The sequence below is a fragment of the Oceanisphaera sediminis genome (assembly GCF_039539745.1).
Lineage (GTDB): Bacteria > Pseudomonadota > Gammaproteobacteria > Enterobacterales > Aeromonadaceae > Oceanimonas > Oceanimonas sediminis.
The window spans coordinates 45,361-65,416 of sequence record NZ_BAABDS010000040.1 but is presented as its reverse complement, the minus strand read 5'-3'; the positions used below and the strand labels follow the sequence as shown (position 1 = coordinate 65,416).

13 protein-coding genes and 5 tRNA genes are annotated in these 20,056 nt (G+C 56.9%); 17 read left to right on the top strand and 1 reads right to left on the bottom strand.

The window, feature by feature from the left end; translation table 11 throughout:
* Positions 1–62 precede the first annotated feature (62 nt).
* The gene (coaA, locus tag ABD827_RS14920) at positions 63–1,004 is read right to left on the bottom strand and encodes a type I pantothenate kinase (protein ID WP_298720690.1); all 942 of its coding nucleotides are present in this window, start codon (positions 1,002–1,004) and stop codon (positions 63–65) included.
* Positions 1,005–1,263: 259 nt separating this feature from the next.
* Between coaA and ABD827_RS14915 the strand changes: the two genes are divergently transcribed.
* The 17 genes from ABD827_RS14915 (at position 1,264) to ABD827_RS14835 (ending at position 19,980) form a co-directional block, all read left to right on the top strand.
* A tRNA-Thr gene (locus tag ABD827_RS14915) sits at positions 1,264–1,339 on the top strand.
* 9 nt (positions 1,340–1,348) lie between these two features.
* Positions 1,349–1,433: transfer RNA gene (locus tag ABD827_RS14910), tRNA-Tyr, on the top strand.
* A 72-nt stretch (positions 1,434–1,505) separates the two neighbouring features.
* Positions 1,506–1,580, top strand: a tRNA-Gly gene (locus tag ABD827_RS14905).
* Between the two features lie 5 nt (positions 1,581–1,585).
* A tRNA-Thr gene (locus ABD827_RS14900) sits at positions 1,586–1,661 on the top strand.
* 119 nt (positions 1,662–1,780) lie between these two features.
* Positions 1,781–2,965 carry an elongation factor Tu gene (gene tuf / locus ABD827_RS14895; protein WP_344965469.1) on the top strand — a complete coding sequence of 395 codons (1,185 nt, stop codon included), beginning with the start codon at positions 1,781–1,783 and terminating at the stop codon, positions 2,963–2,965.
* Positions 2,966–3,016: 51 nt separating this feature from the next.
* Positions 3,017–3,093 (top strand) — tRNA-Trp (locus tag ABD827_RS14890).
* Positions 3,094–3,157: 64 nt separating this feature from the next.
* Entirely contained in the window at positions 3,158–3,529 is a 372-nt protein-coding gene (gene secE, locus ABD827_RS14885; protein WP_344965468.1) for a preprotein translocase subunit SecE, read from the top strand.
* A gap of 9 nt (positions 3,530–3,538) precedes the next feature.
* Complete coding sequence (gene nusG, locus ABD827_RS14880) at positions 3,539–4,087, top strand: transcription termination/antitermination protein NusG (protein WP_298720699.1); 549 nt, start codon at positions 3,539–3,541, stop codon at positions 4,085–4,087.
* 129 nt (positions 4,088–4,216) lie between these two features.
* Positions 4,217–4,645 carry a 50S ribosomal protein L11 gene (gene rplK, locus ABD827_RS14875; RefSeq protein ID WP_298720702.1) on the top strand — a complete coding sequence of 143 codons (429 nt, stop codon included), beginning with the start codon at positions 4,217–4,219 and terminating at the stop codon, positions 4,643–4,645.
* A gap of 4 nt (positions 4,646–4,649) precedes the next feature.
* Complete coding sequence (gene rplA / locus ABD827_RS14870; RefSeq protein WP_298720705.1) at positions 4,650–5,345, top strand: 50S ribosomal protein L1; 696 nt, start codon at positions 4,650–4,652, stop codon at positions 5,343–5,345.
* Positions 5,346–5,586: 241 nt separating this feature from the next.
* Positions 5,587–6,090: a 50S ribosomal protein L10 gene (rplJ, locus tag ABD827_RS14865; RefSeq protein ID WP_344965467.1), complete on the top strand. Its 504-nt coding sequence runs from the start codon at positions 5,587–5,589 to the stop codon at positions 6,088–6,090.
* Between the two features lie 54 nt (positions 6,091–6,144).
* Positions 6,145–6,507, top strand: a complete 363-nt coding sequence (rplL, locus tag ABD827_RS14860) for a 50S ribosomal protein L7/L12 (protein WP_298720711.1) — start codon at positions 6,145–6,147, stop codon at positions 6,505–6,507.
* A gap of 224 nt (positions 6,508–6,731) precedes the next feature.
* Positions 6,732–10,760 (top strand): DNA-directed RNA polymerase subunit beta, encoded by a 4,029-nt coding sequence (gene rpoB, locus ABD827_RS14855; RefSeq protein ID WP_298720714.1) that lies wholly within the window; start codon positions 6,732–6,734, stop codon positions 10,758–10,760.
* A gap of 87 nt (positions 10,761–10,847) precedes the next feature.
* A complete protein-coding gene (rpoC, locus tag ABD827_RS14850; RefSeq protein ID WP_298720717.1) occupies positions 10,848–15,059 on the top strand; it encodes a DNA-directed RNA polymerase subunit beta' in 4,212 nt (1,403 codons plus the stop codon).
* A gap of 664 nt (positions 15,060–15,723) precedes the next feature.
* On the top strand, positions 15,724–17,520 hold the full coding sequence (locus ABD827_RS14845) for an assimilatory sulfite reductase (NADPH) flavoprotein subunit (RefSeq protein ID WP_344965466.1): 1,797 nt from the start codon (positions 15,724–15,726) through the stop codon (positions 17,518–17,520).
* On the top strand, positions 17,520–19,223 hold the full coding sequence (gene cysI / locus ABD827_RS14840; protein WP_344965465.1) for an assimilatory sulfite reductase (NADPH) hemoprotein subunit: 1,704 nt from the start codon (positions 17,520–17,522) through the stop codon (positions 19,221–19,223). The genes ABD827_RS14845 and cysI overlap by 1 nt, the downstream gene beginning before the upstream one ends.
* Positions 19,213–19,980: a phosphoadenylyl-sulfate reductase gene (locus ABD827_RS14835; protein ID WP_344965464.1), complete on the top strand. Its 768-nt coding sequence runs from the start codon at positions 19,213–19,215 to the stop codon at positions 19,978–19,980. The genes cysI and ABD827_RS14835 overlap by 11 nt, the downstream gene beginning before the upstream one ends.
* Positions 19,981–20,056 lie beyond the last annotated feature (76 nt).

Sequence of the window (20,056 nt, the reverse complement as noted above, 5' to 3'; positions counted from 1 at the left end):
CCGAATCCCGAATCCCGAATCCCGAATCCCGAATCCCGAATCCCGAATCCCTATTCCCGGAATTACTTTTTCAACCACACCTGATCGATGCCGTGCTCTCTGCCTTTGGTCAGCACCAGCTCGGCCCTGTCCTTGGTCGGCAGTATGTTCTGTTTCAGGTTCTTGTAGTTGATTTCCTGCCAGATGCGGCCTGCGGTGGCTACCGCCTCTTCTTCCGACAGCTGGGCGTAGTGGTGAAAGTAAGACGCCGGATTGCTGAAGGCGCCGTCGCGCAGCTTGAGAAAACGCTCCACATACCAGGTTTTCAGCAGTCGCTCGTCTGCATCCACGAAGATGGAAAAATCCACAAAGTCCGACACAAATACCCGGTGCGGCTCGTGGGGATAATCCATGCCGCTCTGCAGCACGTTCAGCCCCTCGATGATCACGATATCCGGCTGCTCCACCACTTCTTGCTGTCCCGGCACCACATCGTAGATCAGGTGCGAATAGACCGGCGCCGTGACCCTGGGCTTGCCGGATTTGATATCGGAAACAAACTGCACCAGCCGGCGAATATCATAAGACTGGGGGAAGCCTTTCTTGCGCATCAGGCCTCGCTCTTCCAGCACCGCATTGGGGTACAGAAAACCGTCGGTGGTCACCAGTGCCACCTTGGGGTGCTGGGGCCAGCGTTCCAGCAGCGCTTCAAGAATGCGTGCCGTGGTGCTTTTTCCCACCGCCACCGAGCCGGCGATGCTGATCACATAAGGTACATGGCGGGGTTCTTTACCGAGAAACTGATCCAGCACGCGATTGCGACGCTGCTTGGCCTTGATGTAGAGGTTGAGCAGACGGGACAGGGGCAGGTAGATGTCTCTGACTTCCGCCAGGGATACCTTGTCATTGATGCCTTGCAGGCGTGTGAGTTCCGCCTCGCTCAGGGGTTGATGCACCGCGTCGCGCAGTTCTGACCAGGTTTCGCGAGAAAAGGCCAGATAGGGAGAGTAGTTATCTATCGTCATGGGCGTGTCCTGTGGGTCGCTCGGGGACGATACACCATGGTCTGGGGATGAACAAGGCGACAAAAGGCTATAGCCGAAGCCGTACAGCACGCTGTTACGAGGGAAACAGGCTAATAGTCGAGCGATCGTGGACGGTGCGGACGTCAAAGCAACGTCTGTATGGTGTTTTTTTGTCCGTTCGAACCCACAATTGAAAAAACTTGCGGTAAAGGTGTTGCATAGAGTCATGGCCTTGCCCTAGAATTCCGCTCGCTCAAGTGCCGGCATAGCTCAGTTGGTAGAGCAACTGACTTGTAATCAGTAGGTCCCGAGTTCGACTCTTGGTGCCGGCACCATTAAAATTTGGAGGGGTTCCCGAGTGGCCAAAGGGATCAGACTGTAAATCTGACGGCTCAGCCTTCGCTGGTTCGAATCCAGCTCCCTCCACCATTTTTGCAGACCGGTTCGTCGTAACGGGTCTGAAATAAAACAGCGCAGGCGCTGTTAAACACAACGTGTTTTGCGGGCATCGTATAATGGCTATTACCTCAGCCTTCCAAGCTGATGATGCGGGTTCGATTCCCGCTGCCCGCTCCAGTTTTGCTGATATAGCTCAGTTGGTAGAGCGCACCCTTGGTAAGGGTGAGGTCCCCAGTTCGAATCCGGGTATCAGCACCACTTCTTTACTCCAGTACTCACTTCAGTAGCTCCCAAAACGCCAAGTCTGATTTTGCTATATACTTTCTAATTGCGATTCGCGTGGTTTATTTCCCACACAACCAGTTAGAGGCATGAGCATGTCTAAAGAAAAGTTCGAACGTAACAAACCGCATGTAAACGTCGGCACCATCGGCCATGTTGACCACGGTAAAACGACCCTGACCGCTGCCATCACCAACGTCCTTGCCAAACAATTTGGCGGTGCTGCCCGCGCCTTCGATCAAATCGACAATGCCCCGGAAGAAAAAGCCCGCGGCATCACCATCGCGGCTTCTCACGTCGAGTACGATACCGAAACCCGTCATTACGCTCACGTTGACTGTCCCGGTCACGCCGATTATGTAAAAAACATGATCACCGGTGCGGCGCAGATGGATGGTGCCATCCTGGTGGTGGCCGCCACCGATGGCCCCATGCCGCAAACCCGTGAGCACATCCTGCTGGCCCGTCAGGTCGGTGTACCTTACATCGTGGTATTCATGAACAAGTGTGACATGGTCGATGATGACGAACTGCTCGAGCTGGTAGAAATGGAAGTGCGTGAACTGCTGTCCGAGTACGACTTTCCGGGCGACGAGATTCCGGTTATTCAGGGCTCTGCGCTGAAGGGCCTGGAAGGCGACCCGCAGTGGGAGCCGAAGATTCTGGAACTGGCTGCCGCGCTGGACTCCTACATCCCCGAGCCCGAGCGTGCCGTTGATGGTGCCTTTTTGCTGCCAATCGAGGACGTGTTCTCTATCCAGGGCCGCGGTACCGTGGTGACCGGTCGTGTCGAGCGCGGTATCGTCAAGGTGGGTGAAGAAGTGGAAATTGTCGGTATCAAGGACACCATCAAGACCACCTGTACCGGCGTTGAAATGTTCCGCAAGCTGCTGGACGAAGGCCGCGCCGGCGAAAACGTCGGTGTGTTGCTGCGAGGCACCAAGCGTGAAGATGTCGAGCGTGGTCAGGTGCTGGCCAAACCGGGGTCGATCAACCCGCACACCGGCTTCGAGTCCGAAGTCTATGTATTGTCCAAGGAGGAAGGCGGCCGTCATACTCCGTTCTTCAAGGGTTATCGTCCCCAGTTCTACTTTCGTACTACCGACGTGACCGGCACCATAGAGTTGCCGGAAGGCGTCGAGATGGTCATGCCCGGTGACAACATTCAGATGGTGGTCAACCTGATTGCTCCCATCGCGATGGAAGAGGGGTTGCGCTTCGCGATTCGTGAAGGTGGCCGTACCGTGGGGGCTGGTGTCGTCGCCAAAATCATCGAGTAATTGCGCTTACAATCGCATCGGAATGCCCCTATAATGGGGGCTTTCTTGTATAGGGGCGTAGTTCCAATTGGTAGAACGGCGGTCTCCAAAACCGACGGTTGGGGGTTCGAGTCCCTCCGCCCCTGCCACTTACCTCGCCGACAGCGGGGTTTTCGCGTCTGTGACAGACTAAAGTTTTTAGACAGGTAGCTTATGAGTGCAAACATTGAGAGCCAGGGCGGGGCTAAAGACACCCTGTTATGGGGGCTGGTTTTCATTATTTTGATCGCGGCCGTGGTCGCAAATTATCTCTATAGTGATCTGGCGGTGGTTATTCGTGCTGCCGGTGTCGTCGTGGCGGTGGGTATTGCCGGTTTGCTGGCCTATCAGACCCAGAAAGGCAGGAACAGCTTTGCCTTTGCCAAAGAATCCCGTCTGGAAATGCGTAAAGTTGTCTGGCCGAGTCGCCAGGAAGCTATCCAGACCACCCTGATCGTATTGGCCGTCACCGCTCTGGTTGGCCTTTTTCTGTTTTTGCTGGATGGCCTGCTGGTATGGCTGGTCAATCTGGTCACCGGAGTATAAGGATTAACCATGTCAGAACCAGAACAAAGAATGCGTTGGTATGTGGTCCAGGCGTTTTCCGGGTATGAAGGTCGTGTCTCCAAGTCGCTGCGTGAATATATCAAGATGCACGGCATGGAAGAACAGTTTGGCGAAGTGCTGGTGCCTACCGAAGAAGTGGTAGAAATGCGCGCCGGCCAGAAGCGCAAAAGCGAACGCAAATTCTTCCCCGGCTATGTGCTTGTGCAGATGCAGATGAACGATGCCACCTGGCACCTGGTGCGCAGCATCCCCCGGGTGATGGGCTTTATCGGCGGCACGCCGGAGCGTCCGGCGCCGATTTCCGACAAGGAAGCGGACGCCATTCTCAATCGTCTGCAGGATGCGATCGACAAGCCGAAACCGAAGACGCTGTTCGAGCCTGGCGAAGTGGTTCGCGTCTCCGATGGTCCTTTCGCCGACTTCAACGGCGTGGTGGAATCGGTCGACTACGAGAAGAGCCGGGTCAAGGTGTCGGTACTCATCTTCGGTCGTTCTACACCGGTAGAGCTGGAGTTCGGTCAGGTAGAAAAATCCTGAGCGAAATTCAGCCATAAAACTTGCGAGGGGCGGCAAATAAAACTACAATTTGCCGCCCTTTTAACACTGGGGAGCCGATTCAGGAGCTTGACTCCGAGGCGCTAACACCCATTCACGAGGTATTAATACATGGCTAAGAAAGTACAAGCCTACATCAAGCTGCAGGTTGCAGCCGGTGCAGCTAACCCAAGTCCGCCCGTTGGTCCTGCTCTGGGTCAGCACGGCGTTAACATCATGGAATTCTGTAAGGCGTTCAACGCCCGTACAGAAAGCCTGGAAAAAGGCTCGCCGATCCCGGTTATCATTACCGTGTACAGCGACCGTTCCTTCACCTTCGAAACCAAGACTCCGCCCGCAGCTTACCTGCTGCTGAAAGCGGCTGGTCTCAAGTCCGGTTCCGGCAAGCCCAACACCGATAAGGTGGGTACCGTTACCCGTGCTCAGCTGGAAGAAATTGCCGGCGTGAAGCAGAAAGACATGACCGGCGCCGATGAGGATGCTCGTGTTCGTTGTATCGAAGGTACTGCCCGGTCCATGGGCCTGGTAGTGGAGGGCTAAGACGATGGCTAAACTGACTAAGCGTATGCGTACTATCCGTGAGCGTGTAAACGCGTCACAAGAGTACCAAATCAACGAAGCCGTTGCCCTGCTGCAAGAGCTGGCCACCGCCAAATTCGTAGAAAGCATCGATGTTGCCGTTAACCTCGGTATCGACGCGCGTAAATCCGACCAGAACGTACGTGGTGCTACCGTACTGCCCAACGGCACCGGTCGTGACGTTCGCGTTGCCGTATTCGCCCAGGGTGCCAATGCCGAAGCCGCCAAGGCTGCCGGTGCCGAACTGGTTGGTATGGACGACCTGGCCGATCTGGTCAAGAAAGGCGAGATGGACTTCGACGTGGTTATCGCTTCTCCCGATGCCATGCGCGTTGTGGGTCAGCTGGGCCAGATCCTGGGCCCGCGCGGCCTGATGCCTAACCCGAAAGTGGGCACCGTAACCCCGAACGTAGCCGAAGCCGTTAAAAACGCCAAGGCCGGTCAGGTACGCTACCGCAACGACAAGAACGGTATCATCCACACCACTATCGGTAAGGTTGATTTCGACGCTGAAAGCCTGAAAGGCAACCTGGAAGCCCTGCTGGGTGCGCTGAAGCGTGCCAAGCCTGCTTCCGCCAAAGGCGTGTTCATCAAGAAAGTGACGCTGTCCACCACCATGGGTGCCGGCGTGACTATCGAACAGGCTAGCCTGGACGCTTAATAAGCATTTACAAGGCGCACCGATTCCCGTAGAATTTTGCGCCTTGTGATTTGGTTGGGGGCTTCGACTCCCGTCCAAGACCGCTGGAGACTTTAACGTCTTAATTTTCCAGCGTAGATGGTGCCGGGACCCAGTTAGAAAGCATTCCTTTCTTCTGGTATCTGCCACCTTGGTGCCCCTTGTGAATAAGGGGCGTGTGTTTAATCTGGGTATATCCCAGGTGGATCCAGGAGTTTAGCCAATGGCATTAAGACTCGACGACAAAAAAGCAATTGTTGCTGAAGTCAACGAAGCTGCCAAGGGCGCCCTGTCTGCGGTAGTTGCCGATTCTCGTGGCGTTACCGTGGCTGCCATGACCACACTGCGCAAGCAAGCCCGTGAAAACGGAATCTACCTCAAGGTAGTCCGTAACACGCTGGCTCGCCTGGCCGTGCAAGAGACCAGCTATGAATGCCTGAACGAGGTATTTGTTGGTCCTACCCTGATTGCGTTTTCCAACGAACACCCGGGCGCTGCCGCTCGTCTGTTCAAGGATTTTGCCAAAGAGCAAAACGCTTTCGAGGTTAAAGGTCTGGCATTCGAGGGCGAATTTATCCCCGCAGCCGATATTGACCGTCTCGCAAAACTGCCGACTTACGACGAAGCAATTGCGAAGCTGATGGCGACTATGAAAGAAGCCTCCGCTGGCAAGCTGGTTCGTACCATCGCTGCTCTGCGCGACCAAAAAGAAGCCGAAGCCGCCTAAGCTGTTTCTGGCTGCTTGATTACCGAAAACTTCAGAACATTAGGAATTTGAGTCATGTCTATCACTAAAGACCAAATCATCGAAGCCGTTGCAGAAATGTCTGTAATGCAAGTTGTTGAACTGATCGAAGCTATGGAAGAGAAGTTCGGCGTTTCTGCCGCTGCTGCCGTTGCCGTTGCCGGCGAAGCTGCTGTTGTAGAAGAGCAGACCGAATTTGACGTTATGCTGACTGCAGCTGGCGCCAACAAGGTTTCTGTTATCAAAGCCGTACGTTCTGCTACCGGTCTGGGCCTGAAAGAAGCCAAGGGCCTGGTTGAAGCCGCTCCGTGTGCCGTTAAAGAAGCACTGAGCAAAGGCGAAGCCGAAGCACTGAAAACTGAACTCGAAGAAGCCGGTGCTTCTGTTGAGCTCAAATAAGCTATTCTATAGCTTAGCGGCCTGAGCAATCAGGCTAGGGCTGGTGAATCTTTATTCACCGGCCCTTTTGCGCTGTAGGATGAGGGGAATTTTCACATCGTTTCTGCCTCTTGTTGTACCAGCCACCCGGGTGTTGTCGAGACATTCGGTCTGAAAAAAAACGATGTTTTAGAGCTGTCCCATTTGGACAGAGTGGGTCACTTATCAGCGAGCTGAGGAACCCTATGGTTTACTCTTACACAGAGAAAAAGCGCATTCGTAAGGACTTCGGTAAACGTGACCAGGTCTTGGACACGCCTTACCTGCTATCAATCCAGCTTGACTCCTTCAAACAGTTTATTGAAGCAGATCCGCAAGGCGAGTACGGACTGGAAGCGGCTTTCCGCAGCGTTTTCCCTATCACCAGCTATTCCGGCACTGCCGAATTGCAGTATGTCAGTTTCCGCTTGGGCGAGCCCGTGTTTGACGTGCAGGAATGTCAAATTCGTGGTGTTACCTATTCGGCACCGCTGCGTGTGAAGTTGCGGATGGTCCTGTATGACAGAGAGGCTGCGGCCGGTACTGTCAAGGACATCAAAGAGCAAGAAGTCTACATGGGCGAAATCCCGCTCATGACTGAAAACGGTACCTTCGTTATCAACGGGACCGAGCGGGTAATTGTCTCCCAGCTGCATCGCAGCCCGGGTGTGTTTTTCGATCACGATCGTGGCAAGACCCACTCTTCCGGTAAGGTCCTGTATAACGCACGCGTGATCCCCTACCGTGGTTCCTGGCTCGATTTTGAGTTTGATGCGAAAGACAACCTGTTCGTTCGTATCGACCGTCGTCGCAAGCTACCCGCGTCTATCATACTGCGCGCGCTGGAGTACACCACCGAAGAGATCCTGGAGCTCTTCTTCGAAACCACTCGTTTCGAGGTGACCGACGGCAAATTGATGATGGAGCTCAAGCCCGATCGTCTGCGTGGTGATACCGCCTCCTTCGACATCATGGTAGATGGCGAAGTACTGGTGGAAACCGGACGCCGCATTACTGCCCGCCATATCCGTCAACTGGAAAAGGCCGGCATCGATAAAATTGAAGTACCGGTGGAATATGCCGTCGGTAAAGTGTCTGCCAAGGACTATATCAACGCCGATACCGGCGAAGTGATGATTGCTGCCAACAGCGAGCTGAGCCTGGAAAACCTGGCCAACCTGTCTGTGGCCGGCATCAAACAGTTCGAGACCCTGTTCACCAATGAACTGGATCACGGCGCCTACATGTCCGAGACCATGCGTATCGACTCTTCCAACAGCCGCCTCGAAGCGCTGGTGGAAATCTATCGCATGATGCGTCCGGGCGAGCCGCCGACGCGTGAAGCAGCCGACACCCTGTTTGAAAACCTGTTCTTCTCCGAAGACCGTTATGATCTCTCCACCGTAGGCCGGATGAAATTCAACCGTCGCCTGTTCCGTGATGAGTCTACCGGTGCCGGTACCCTGACCAAGTCCGATATCGTCGACGTGATGAAGCGTTTGATCGACATCCGTAACGGTAACGACGAAGTGGACGATATCGACCACCTGGGTAACCGTCGTATTCGTTCCGTGGGCGAAATGGCAGAAAACCAGTTCCGCGTCGGCCTGGTCCGCGTTGAGCGGGCGGTGAAAGAGCGTCTGTCTCTGGGCGATCTGGACACCCTGATGCCGCAGGATCTGATTAACGCCAAGCCGATTTCGGCGGCCGTTAAGGAGTTCTTCGGTTCCAGCCAGCTGTCCCAGTTCATGGATCAGAACAACCCGCTGTCGGAAGTCACCCACAAGCGCCGTATTTCGGCCCTGGGCCCGGGCGGTCTGACCCGTGAGCGTGCCGGCTTTGAAGTGCGAGATGTACACCCGACCCACTATGGTCGTCTGTGTCCCATCGAAACGCCTGAAGGTCCGAACATCGGTTTGATCAACTCATTGGCCTGCTACTCGCGCACCAACGAATACGGTTTCCTCGAGACCCCGTATCGTAAAGTGATCGACAGCAAGATTACCGATGACGTGGATTACCTGTCTGCCATCGAGGAAGGTCACTTCGTGATCGCCCAGGCCAACGCGGCCATCGATGAAGAAGGCCGTCTGATGGACGAACTGGTTCCGTCGCGTCACAAGGGTGAAGCCACCTACATGAACGCGGATCAGGTCCAGTACATGGACGTGAGCCCGCAGCAGATTGTTTCTGTGGCGGCCTCCCTGATCCCCTTCCTCGAGCACGATGATGCCAACCGAGCCCTGATGGGTTCGAACATGCAACGTCAGGCCGTACCGACTCTGCGCGCCGACAAGCCGCTGGTAGGTACCGGTATCGAGCGCGCGGTGGCGGTAGACTCCGGTGTGACCTCGGTTGCCAAGCGTGGCGGTATCGTCGACTACGCCGATGCCTCGCGCATCGTGGTCAAGGTGAATGAAGAAGAGATGCTGCCGGGCGAAGCCGGTATCGACATCTATAACCTGACCAAATACACCCGCTCCAACCAGAACACCTGTATCAACCAGCGTCCTTGCGTGATGCCGGGCGAGCGGGTACTGGCCGGTGACGTACTGGCCGATGGCCCGTCTACCGATCTGGGTGAACTGGCGCTGGGTCAGAACCTGCGCGTGGCATTCATGCCCTGGAATGGTTACAACTTCGAAGATTCCATCTTGCTGAACGAGCGGCTGGTAGAAGAAGATCGTCTGACCACCATTCACATTCAGGAACTGACCTGTATCTCCCGTGACACCAAACTGGGTCCGGAAGAGATCACCGCCGACATCCCCAACGTGGGTGAAGCGGCGCTGAGCAAGCTGGATGAGTCCGGTATCGTCTACGTGGGTGCAGAAATGCAGCCCGGCGATATTCTGGTCGGCAAGGTGACGCCGAAAGGCGAAAGCCAGCTGACTCCCGAGGAGAAGCTGCTGCGAGCCATCTTCGGTGAGAAGGCGTCCGACGTGAAGGATTCTTCACTGCGGGTTCCCAACTCCGTATTCGGTACTGTTATCGACGTGCAGGTCTTTACCCGCGATGGCGTGGAAAAAGACAAGCGTGCTCAGGACATCGAGCACATGCAGCTCAAGCAGGCCAAGAAAGATCTGACCGAAGAGTTCAGCATCCTCGAAGACGGCGTTTACGCTCGTGCTCGTAATGTGCTGATTGCCTCCGGTGTCAGTGCGGCCCAGGTCGACAAAATTCCTCGTAACCAGTTGCTGGAACAGGCGATTGACGACGAAGCCAAGCAAATCGAGCTGGAACAGCTCGCCGAGCAGCAGGCCGAGCTGAAAGCCGACTTCGACAAGAAGTTCGAGAACAAGCGTCGCAAAATCACCCAGGGCGATGATCTGGCCCCGGGCGTACTGAAAATCGTCAAGGTTTACCTGGCGGTCAAGCGTCGCATTCAGCCGGGTGACAAGATGGCGGGTCGTCACGGTAACAAGGGTGTTATCTCCACCATAGTGCCGGTAGAAGACATGCCGCACGATGAGCACGGTACCCCGGTCGATATCGTACTGAACCCGCTGGGTGTACCGTCGCGGATGAACATCGGTCAGATCCTCGAAACGCACATGGGCCTCGCGGCCAAGGGCGTGGGCGAGAAAATCGACCGCATGATCAAGGAACAGCAAGAGCTGGCCCGTCTGCGCGAATTCATCCAGGAAGTTTATAATCTGGGTGACAAGGTGCAGCAGAAAGTGGACCTGTCCACCTTCAGCGACGAAGAAGTCCGTGTGCTGGCCAACAACCTGCGCAAGGGTGTGCCGATTGCCACGCCTGCCTTTGACGGTGCCAGCGAGCACGAGATCAAGCGCATGCTGAAGCTGGCCGATCTGCCGGAATCCGGTCAGATCACCCTGTTCGACGGTCGTACCGGTAACACCTTCGAGCGTCCGGTCACCGTGGGCTATATGTACATGCTGAAGTTGAACCACCTGGTGGACGACAAGATGCATGCCCGTTCTACTGGCTCCTACAGTCTGGTTACCCAGCAGCCGCTGGGTGGTAAAGCCCAGTTCGGTGGTCAGCGTTTCGGTGAGATGGAAGTGTGGGCACTGGAAGCATACGGTGCCGCCTATACTCTGCAGGAAATGCTGACCGTCAAGTCGGACGATGTTAACGGCCGGACCAAGATGTACAAGAACATCGTGGACGGCGATCACCGCATGGAGCCGGGCATGCCCGAGTCCTTCAACGTATTGTTGAAGGAAATTCGCTCCCTCGGTATCAACATCGAGCTGGACGAAAGTTAAGGCGACAGACTGCCTCGGAAATAACGGCGCCCCTTCTTCCTTTGGGAAGGGGGGGTGCCCAGGTAGAACTCCTCACAGGAGACTAACGTGAAAGACTTGCTTAAGTTTTTGAAAGCGCAGAATAAGACCGAAGAGTTTGACGGTATCAAAATCGGTCTGGCTTCGCCGGACATGATCCGCTCTTGGTCCTATGGCGAAGTCAAGAAGCCAGAGACCATTAACTACCGTACCTTCAAGCCGGAGCGTGACGGCCTTTTCTGTGCCCGGATTTTCGGTCCGGTCAAGGACTATGAGTGTCTGTGCGGTAAGTACAAGCGCCTCAAGCACCGCGGTGTTATCTGCGAGAAGTGTGGCGTTGAAGTTACCCAGACCAAGGTGCGCCGCGAGCGTATGGGTCACATCGAGCTGGCCAGCCCGGTTGCCCATATCTGGTTTTTGAAGTCCCTGCCCAGCCGTATCGGCCTGTTGCTGGACATGACCCTGCGTGACATCGAGCGGGTACTGTACTTCGAATCCTTCGTCGTTATCGAACCGGGTATGACCAACCTGGAGCGAAGCCAGATGCTGTCTGAAGAACAGTACCTGGATGCGCTGGAAGAATGGGGTGATGAATTCGACGCCAAGATGGGTGCCGAAGCCGTACTGGCTTTGCTGCGCGACATCGATCTGGAAAGCGAAATCAACACCATGCGCGAAGAGCTGGGTCAGACCAACTCCGAAACCAAGCGCAAAAAAATTACCAAACGCTTCAAGCTGATGGAAGCCTTCTTCGGCTCGGGCAACAAGCCCGAGTGGATGGTGATGACAGTGCTGCCGGTACTGCCGCCGGATCTGCGTCCGCTGGTACCCCTGGACGGTGGTCGCTTCGCGACTTCGGATCTGAACGATCTGTACCGTCGGGTGATCAACCGTAACAACCGTCTGAAGCGCCTGCTGGATCTGGCCGCGCCCGATATTATCGTGCGTAACGAAAAGCGGATGCTGCAGGAATCTGTGGATGCGCTGCTGGACAACGGTCGTCGTGGCCGTGCCATCACCGGCTCCAACAAGCGCCCGCTGAAGTCCCTGGCCGACATGATCAAGGGTAAGCAGGGTCGTTTCCGTCAGAACCTGCTGGGTAAGCGCGTGGACTACTCCGGTCGTTCCGTTATTACCGTGGGTCCGACGCTGCGTCTGCATCAGTGCGGTCTGCCCAAGAAGATGGCGCTGGAGCTGTTCAAGCCCTTCATCTACGGCAAACTGGAAGCGCGTGGCCTGGCTACCACCATCAAGGCGGCCAAGAAAATGGTCGAGCGCGAGGAAGCCGTGGTCTGGGATATCCTGGACGAGGTGATCCGCGAGCATCCGGTACTGCTGAACCGGGCACCGACCCTGCACCGTCTGGGTATCCAGGCGTTCGAGCCGGTGCTGATCGAAGGCAAGGCCATCCAGCTGCACCCGCTGGTGTGTGCGGCTTATAACGCCGACTTCGATGGTGACCAGATGGCGGTACACGTACCGCTGACCATTGAAGCGCAGCTTGAAGCCCGTGCGCTGATGATGTCGACCAACAACATACTGTCACCGGCCAACGGCGAACCCATCATAGTTCCTTCACAGGACGTGGTACTGGGTCTGTATTACATGACCCGCGACAAGATCAACGCCAAGGGCGAGGGCATGTTGCTGACCAGCGCGAAAGAGGCCGAAAAGGTCTATCGTGCCGGCCACGCCGAACTGCACGCCCGGGTCAAGGTACGGATCACCGACTTCGAAAAAATGGAAGGCGGTGAAGTGGTTGAGCGTACTGCCATCCGTGACACTACCGTTGGTCGTGCCATCCTGTCGCTGATCGTGCCCAAGGGTCTGCCCTTCGAGATGATCGATCAGGCGATGGGCAAGAAGCAGATCTCCAAGCTGCTGAACGGTTGTTACCGTCGTCTGGGTCTGAAAGACTCCGTCGTGTTCGCCGATCAGCTGATGTATACCGGTTTCCATTACGCCACCCTGTCCGGCGTATCGGTCGGTATCAACGACATGGTGATCCCGGATGCCAAGAAAGACATCATTGATGAAGCGGAAGCGGAAGTAACCGAAATCCAGGAGCAGTTCCAGTCTGGTCTGGTTACCGCCGGCGAGCGTTACAACAAGGTTATCGATATCTGGGCCAGCGCCAACGAGCGTGTGTCCAAGGCGATGATGGAAAACCTGTCGAAAGACGTGGTGGTCAACCGTGACGGTGAAGAAGAGCTGCAGGATTCGTTCAACAGCATCTTCATGATGGCCGACTCCGGCGCTCGTGGTAGTGCCGCCCAGATCCGTCAGCTGGCGGGTATGCGTGGCCTGATGGCCAAGCCGGATGGCTCCATCATCGAAACGCCGATTATCGCGAACTTCCGTGAAGGTCTGAACGTACTGCAGTACTTCATCTCGACCCACGGTGCTCGTAAGGGTCTGGCGGATACCGCACTGAAGACCGCGAACTCCGGTTACCTGACTCGTCGTCTGGTAGACGTGGCCCAGGATCTGGTCATTACCACCGATGACTGTGGCACCTATAACGGTCTGTGGATTACCTCCCTGATCGAAGGCGGTGACGTGGTTGAGCCCCTGCGTGAGCGGGTGCTGGGTCGTGTGGTTGCGGAAGACGTGATCAAGCCGGGTACCGAAGACGAAATCATGGTTGCCCGTAACACCCTGCTCGACGAGAAGTGGTGTGACGAGCTGGAAGAGAACTCCGTTGACCGGGTCAAGGTACGCTCCGTTATCACCTGTGATAACGACCATGGCGTTTGTGCCCACTGTTACGGTCGTGACCTGGCTCGTGGCCACCTGGTGAACCAGGGCGAAGCGGTCGGTGTTATCGCCGCTCAGTCCATCGGTGAACCCGGTACCCAGCTGACCATGCGTACCTTCCACATCGGTGGTGCGGCTTCGCGGGCAGCAGCAGAAAACAGCATCCAGGTGAAGAACGCCGGTACCGTCAAGCTGCAGAACGCCAAGTTCGTTACCAATGCCGACGGCAAGACCGTCATCGTGTCCCGCTCTTCCGAGCTGAACATCATCGATGACATGGGGCAGACCCGGGAAAACCACAAGCTGCCTTACGGTGCGCTGCTGGACAAAGCCGACGGTGAAACCGTGCAGGTTGGCCAGGTAGTGGCAACCTGGGATCCGCACACCCACCCGATCGTTACCGAGGTGGCGGGTCAGATCAAGTTCATCGACATGATCGACGGCGTGACCATCAGCCGTCAGACCGACGAACTGACCGGTCTGTCCAGCATCGTGGTGATGGATGTCAACGAGCGTCCGAGCTCCGGTAAAGAGCTGCGTCCGACCGTGAAACTGGTCGACGATGCCGGCAAGGATGTGTTCATCCCCGGTACCGATCTGTCTGCGCTGTACTTCCTGCCTGGCCGCGCCATCGTCAGCCTGGAAGATGGCGCCGTGGTGAACGTGGGTGACGCGGTTGCGCGTATTCCGCAGGAATCCAGTGGTACCAAGGACATCACCGGTGGTCTGCCGCGGGTTGCCGACTTGTTCGAAGCCCGTCAGCCGAAAGAACCGGCCATTCTGGCCGAAGTATCCGGCACCATTTCCTTCGGTAAAGAGACCAAAGGCAAGCGCCGTCTGGTCATTACCCCGCTGGAAGGTGGCGATGCCTACGAAGAGATGATTCCGAAATGGCGTCACCTCAACGTGTTCGAAGGTGAAAAGGTCGAAAAAGGCGAAGTACTGGCCGACGGTCCCGAATCTCCGCACGATATCCTGCGTCTGCGCGGTATCAGCCCGGTGGCGAACTATATCGTCAACGAGGTGCAGGAGGTTTACCGTCTGCAGGGCGTTAAGATCAACGACAAGCACATCGAGACCATAGTGCGTCAGATGCTGCGTCGTGCCGAGATCATGAGCGCCGGTGACTCCGACTTCATCACCAATGAACAGGCCGAAGTGGTGCGTATCCGTCAGGCCAACCGCGCGCTGGAAGCAGAAGGCAAACAGCCGGTTGCTTACCGCCACGTGCTGATGGGTATTACCAAGGCATCTCTGAGCACCGAATCCTTCATCTCGGCGGCGTCCTTCCAGGAAACCACCCGAGTGCTGACCGAAGCAGCCGTCTCCGGCAAGGTAGACGATCTGCGCGGCCTGAAGGAAAACGTGATCGTGGGCCGTCTGGTACCTGCCGGTACCGGTTTCGCCTACCATCAGGGCCGTCATGCCAACCGTAATCCGGAACAGCCGGTGATCGTATCGGCAGACGAAGCCGAGCAGAACCTGGCTAACCTGCTGAACGCGGCCGGCGGCAACGAAGAATAAAGTTATCTCGACTCGCTGATAAGACAAGGGCTCCCGCAAGGGAGCCTTTTTTTGTTTCAGCCAGGAGTAAGCCGTGAGGGGCCGATCCCCTCACGGCTTATACCAATCTGAGTAAAAATATGATCTATTTGAAACTGGATACTCGAGGAAACAGAGCCACCTCACACGACACGCCACTGGTAAATGACACTCACCGTTGCAGCTTACTGCGAACATTCACTGGATGTTCGGTCAAGCTGCAACCGCTCGTCACGGCGAGACAAGCTCGCCCCCTGAGGGCTCGGGAAATGCCGTCCATGGCATTTCATGGTCGTGGGAGCCGATCTCTGTTGCCTCTCCTCAAGCACCGAGCTGTCTGCAGGTCGCTCCCACAGGCGACGCTGCAGCATTGGGGCGGATGAAGGGTTCTACTCCAGCGACCATCATATGACAGGATGTCATGTGCTGAGCGTCGCAGGGATGCGGTTCAGCGTGTCGGTGGAGTAGTCCCTTCGTTCGACCTTTACCGTGAAGCCAAGTAGATCAGTTAGTTTCCCAGATTGGTATTACTCTTCACTTGTGTCTCATATTCTTTATAAGTATAAAAAATCATCTTTTATTCTTTATTGTTTTCCCTTGCCCTGGCTTAAGCTATATCCAATCTGGAAAAGTGGAAGTTAATGTCATGCTTTTAAAGGAACTCGCGGCGTCTGCCAGCCCGCTCAACGAACAGCAAGTCCATAAGCTTACTCAGGTGGCAGCCGAGTTGAGCGCGACTCAGCTGGCCTGGGTCAGCGGTTATTTTTACGGCATCAGCCAGCAGCCGAGCGGCATTGCCGCTCCTGCGGCGGCGGCTCAGCCTGCCGGCAAGCTGACCATTATCTATGCCTCTCAAACCGGTAATGCCAAGGGCCTTGCCGAGAGCCTCAAGGCCCAGGCGCAAGCCGCCGGCGTGGCGGTCGAGTTGTTTAATGCGGCCGACTACAAGGTCAAGCAGCTCAAGAAAGAGACTCACGTACTGATCGTCGCCAGCACCAATGGCGAAGGCGAAGCGCCCGATGATGCCATCGAGTTCCATAAGCAACTGAAAGCCGGCAAGGCCGGTAAGCTCGACGGCCTGCATTACGGCGTGCTGGGACTGGGAGATTCGTCTTACGAATTCTTCTGCCAGACCGGTAAAGACTTCGACGAGTACCTGCAAAAAGCGGGTGCAACCTCCTTGCTGGGCAGACTCGACTGCGATGTGGATTACGATGCCGCCGCCGAAAGCTGGAGTCAGTCGGTTGTCGCACTGGTGCAAGACGCGTTGCAGGCGGATGCCGCCAATGACGTGGCGCCCGTGGTGCCCCTCACTCAGGGCGCGGTCAGCCTGTACAACAAAAAGAACCCCTTTGCCGCCGAGCTGGTAACCAACCAGAAGATCACCGGCCGGGATTCTGACAAGGATATCCGTCACTTCGAGATTTCGCTCGATGGCTCCGACCTGAGCTATCAGCCAGGCGATGCGCTGGGTGTCTGGTTCAGTAATGACGAGAAGCTGGTCGATACTCTGCTGGCTCTGGTTGAACTGGCCCCCGAGACTTCGGTCAAGGTAGACAATGAGCCGGTCGGTATCCGCGAGGCGCTGATCAACCATTACGAGCTGACCCAGGGCTATGTCGGCTTCGTGCAGGCTTATGCCGAGCTGTCCGGTTCCGACAAGCTGAAGGCGCTGGTGGAAGACAAGGCGGCCCTGCGTGAATATTGCGCCAGCCATCAGATCCTGGACATCGTTCGGGAGCAGCCAGCCGGCCTGACCGCCGAGCAATTGCAGGGTGCGCTGCGCCGCCTGACCCCGCGCCTCTATTCCATCGCTTCTGCCCAGGCGGAAGTGGAAGACGAAGTTCATCTGACCGTAGGTGTGGTGCGCTTCGAGCAGGACGGCGAGCCGCGCAGCGGCGGTGCTTCCTCTTTCTTGTCTGATCGGTTGCAAGAGGGTGGCCAGGTACGGGTGTTCGTTGAGCACAACGACAATTTCCGCCTGCCGGCCAACGACGAGACCCCGGTGATCATGGTGGGTCCCGGTACCGGCATAGCGCCGTTCCGCGCCTTCATGCAGCAGCGTGAAGCGCAGGATGCCACTGGCCAGAACTGGTTGTTCTTCGGTAACCCGCATTTCACCCAGGACTTCCTCTATCAGACCGAATGGCAGCGCTACGTCAAATCCGGCTTGTTGAACAAGATTTCTCTGGCCTTCAGCCGCGATCAGCAGGAAAAGGTCTACGTGCAGCACAAGCTGCGCGAGCAGGGCGCCGAGGTGTATGCCTGGCTGGAGCAGGGCGCCCACTTCTATGTGTGTGGCGATGCCAACAAGATGGCCAAAGACGTACACGAAGCCCTGATTGAGCTGGTGGCCGAGCACGGTGGCAGAAGCCGCGAACAGGCCGAAGAATATGTAGATGCGCTGCGCAGTGCCAAGCGTTACCAAAGGGATGTTTACTGATGAGCGAACAAAAACTGTCCGACAACGAGCGCCTCAAGCGCGAGAGCAACTTTCTGCGCGGCACCATAGAGCAGGATCTGCAGGACGAACTGACCGGCGGCTTCAACGGCGACAATTTTCAGCTGATCCGTTTTCACGGCATGTATCAGCAGGACGACCGCGATATTCGCAACGAGCGTACCGCCCAGAAGCTGGAGCCGTTGCACAATGTCATGCTGCGCGCCCGCCTGCCCGGCGGCATCATCAACCCGGACCAGTGGCTGGCGATCGACCAGTTTGCCGAAGAGAGCAGCATCTACGGCAGCATTCGTCTGACCACTCGCCAGACGTTCCAGTTTCACGGCGTGCTCAAGCGGGATATCAAGCACATGCACCAGGTGCTGAACAGCACCGGTATCGATTCCATCGCCACCGCCGGTGACGTGAACCGTAACGTGCTCTGTACCAGCAACCCGGTCGAATCCGAGCTGCATCAGGAAGCCTACGAGTGGGCCAAGAAGATCTCCGAGCACCTGCTGCCCAAGACCCGCGCCTATACCGAAATCTGGCTGGACGGCGAGCGACTGGACACCCCGGATGAAGAGCCGATTCTCGGCTCCACCTATCTGCCGCGCAAGTTCAAGACCACGGTGGTGATACCGCCGCAGAACGACGTGGACGTGCACGCCAACGACTTGAACTTCATCGCCATCGCCGACAACGGCAAGCTGGTGGGCTTCAACGTGCTGGTGGGCGGCGGCCTGGCCATGACCCACGGCGACAACGCCACCTACCCACGCAAGGCCACCGACTTCGGCTTTATTCCGTTGTCCCACACCCTGGAGGTGGCGGCCGCCGTGGTGACCACCCAGCGTGACATGGGTAACCGCAGCAACCGCAAGAATGCCAAAACCAAGTACACCCTGGAGCGGGTGGGGGTTGAGGTGTTCAAGGCGGAAGTGGAGAAGCGGGCCGGCATTGCCTTTGCCGACACGCGGCCTTACGAATTTACCGAACGCGGCGATCGCTTCGGCTGGGTGGAAGGCATCGATGGCAAACACCATCTGACCCTGTTTATCGAAAACGGTCGTCTGCTGGATTATCCGGGCAAGGCGCTGAAGAGCGGTATGCGTGAGATTGCCAGGGTGCACAAGGGCGACTTCCGCCTGACCGCCAACCAGAATCTGATCATCGCCGGCGTCGCCGCCGAGGATAAGGCTCAAATCGAGCGGCTGGCACGGGAGCACGGCCTGCTGGAAGAGGGGGTCTCGGAGCAGCGCAAGAACTCCATGGCCTGTGTGGCCCTGCCGACCTGTCCGCTGGCGATGGCCGAAGCGGAGCGTATGCTGCCTGCCTATGTCACCGACATCGAAGGCTTGCTGGCCAAACATGGTATGGCCCATGAAAACATCATTTTTCGGGTGACCGGTTGCCCCAACGGCTGTGGCCGCGCCATGCTGGCCGAGATTGGTCTGGTGGGCAAGGCGCCGGGACGCTACAACCTGCACCTGGGCGGTAACCGGGAAGGCACCCGTATTCCGCGTATGTACAAGGAAAACATCACCGACGCCCAGATCCTGGAAGAGATGGACGGGCTTATCGGCCGCTGGGCAGCCGAGCGGGAAGCGGGTGAAGGTTTCGGTGACTTTGTTATCCGGGCCGGCATCATAGCGCCGGTGATCGACTCAGCGAGGGATTTTTATGACAGCAACAATGTCCTCTAGTCTGTTGCCCGGCCTGGATGAGCTGAACCGGCTGTCCCGGGCGGAACAGGAGGAGTCACTGGCTCCTCTTAACCGGCAACTGGCGGCCATGAGCGCACCCGAGCGGGTGCGCTGGGCGCTGGAGAATCTGGAAGGGGAGCCGGTGCTCTCCTCCAGTTTCGGCATTCAGGCGGCGGTGATGCTGCATCTGGTGACGCAAGAAAAAGCCAATGTACCGGTGATCCTCACCGATACCGGTTACCTGTTTCCGGAAACCTATCGTTTTATCGATGAGCTGACCGAGCGACTGGGGCTCAACCTCAAGGTCTATCGGGCGGCCGGCTCGGCGGCCTGGCAGGAGGCCCGTTACGGCAAGCTGTGGGAGCAGGGAGTAGAGGGCATCAGCCGTTACAACCAGCTCAACAAGGTGGAGCCGATGCAGCGTGCCCTGCGCGACCTGCAGGCGGGCACCTGGTTTTCCGGCCTGCGCCGCAGCCAGTCCGACACCCGCGGCAAGCTCGAAGTGCTGGGGCTGCAGAACGGCCTGTTCAAGTTTCTGCCGATCATCGACTGGAGCAACAAGGACGTTCACTACTACCTCAAGGAATTCGATCTGCCCTACCATCCGCTGTGGGAGCAGGGCTATGTCTCGGTTGGCGATGTGCACACCACCACCAAGTGGGAGCCGGGCATGAGCGAGGCCGATACCCGCTTCAATGGCCTGAAGCGAGAGTGTGGCCTGCATGAAACCCCCGAGTCGGACGGCAGCGGCATCTGACCGAACAGCACAGGCCGACGCTGGTCGGCCGTGCTTCATTTTCTTTTCTTCCTGATATCCCCTCCCATCGTTAATT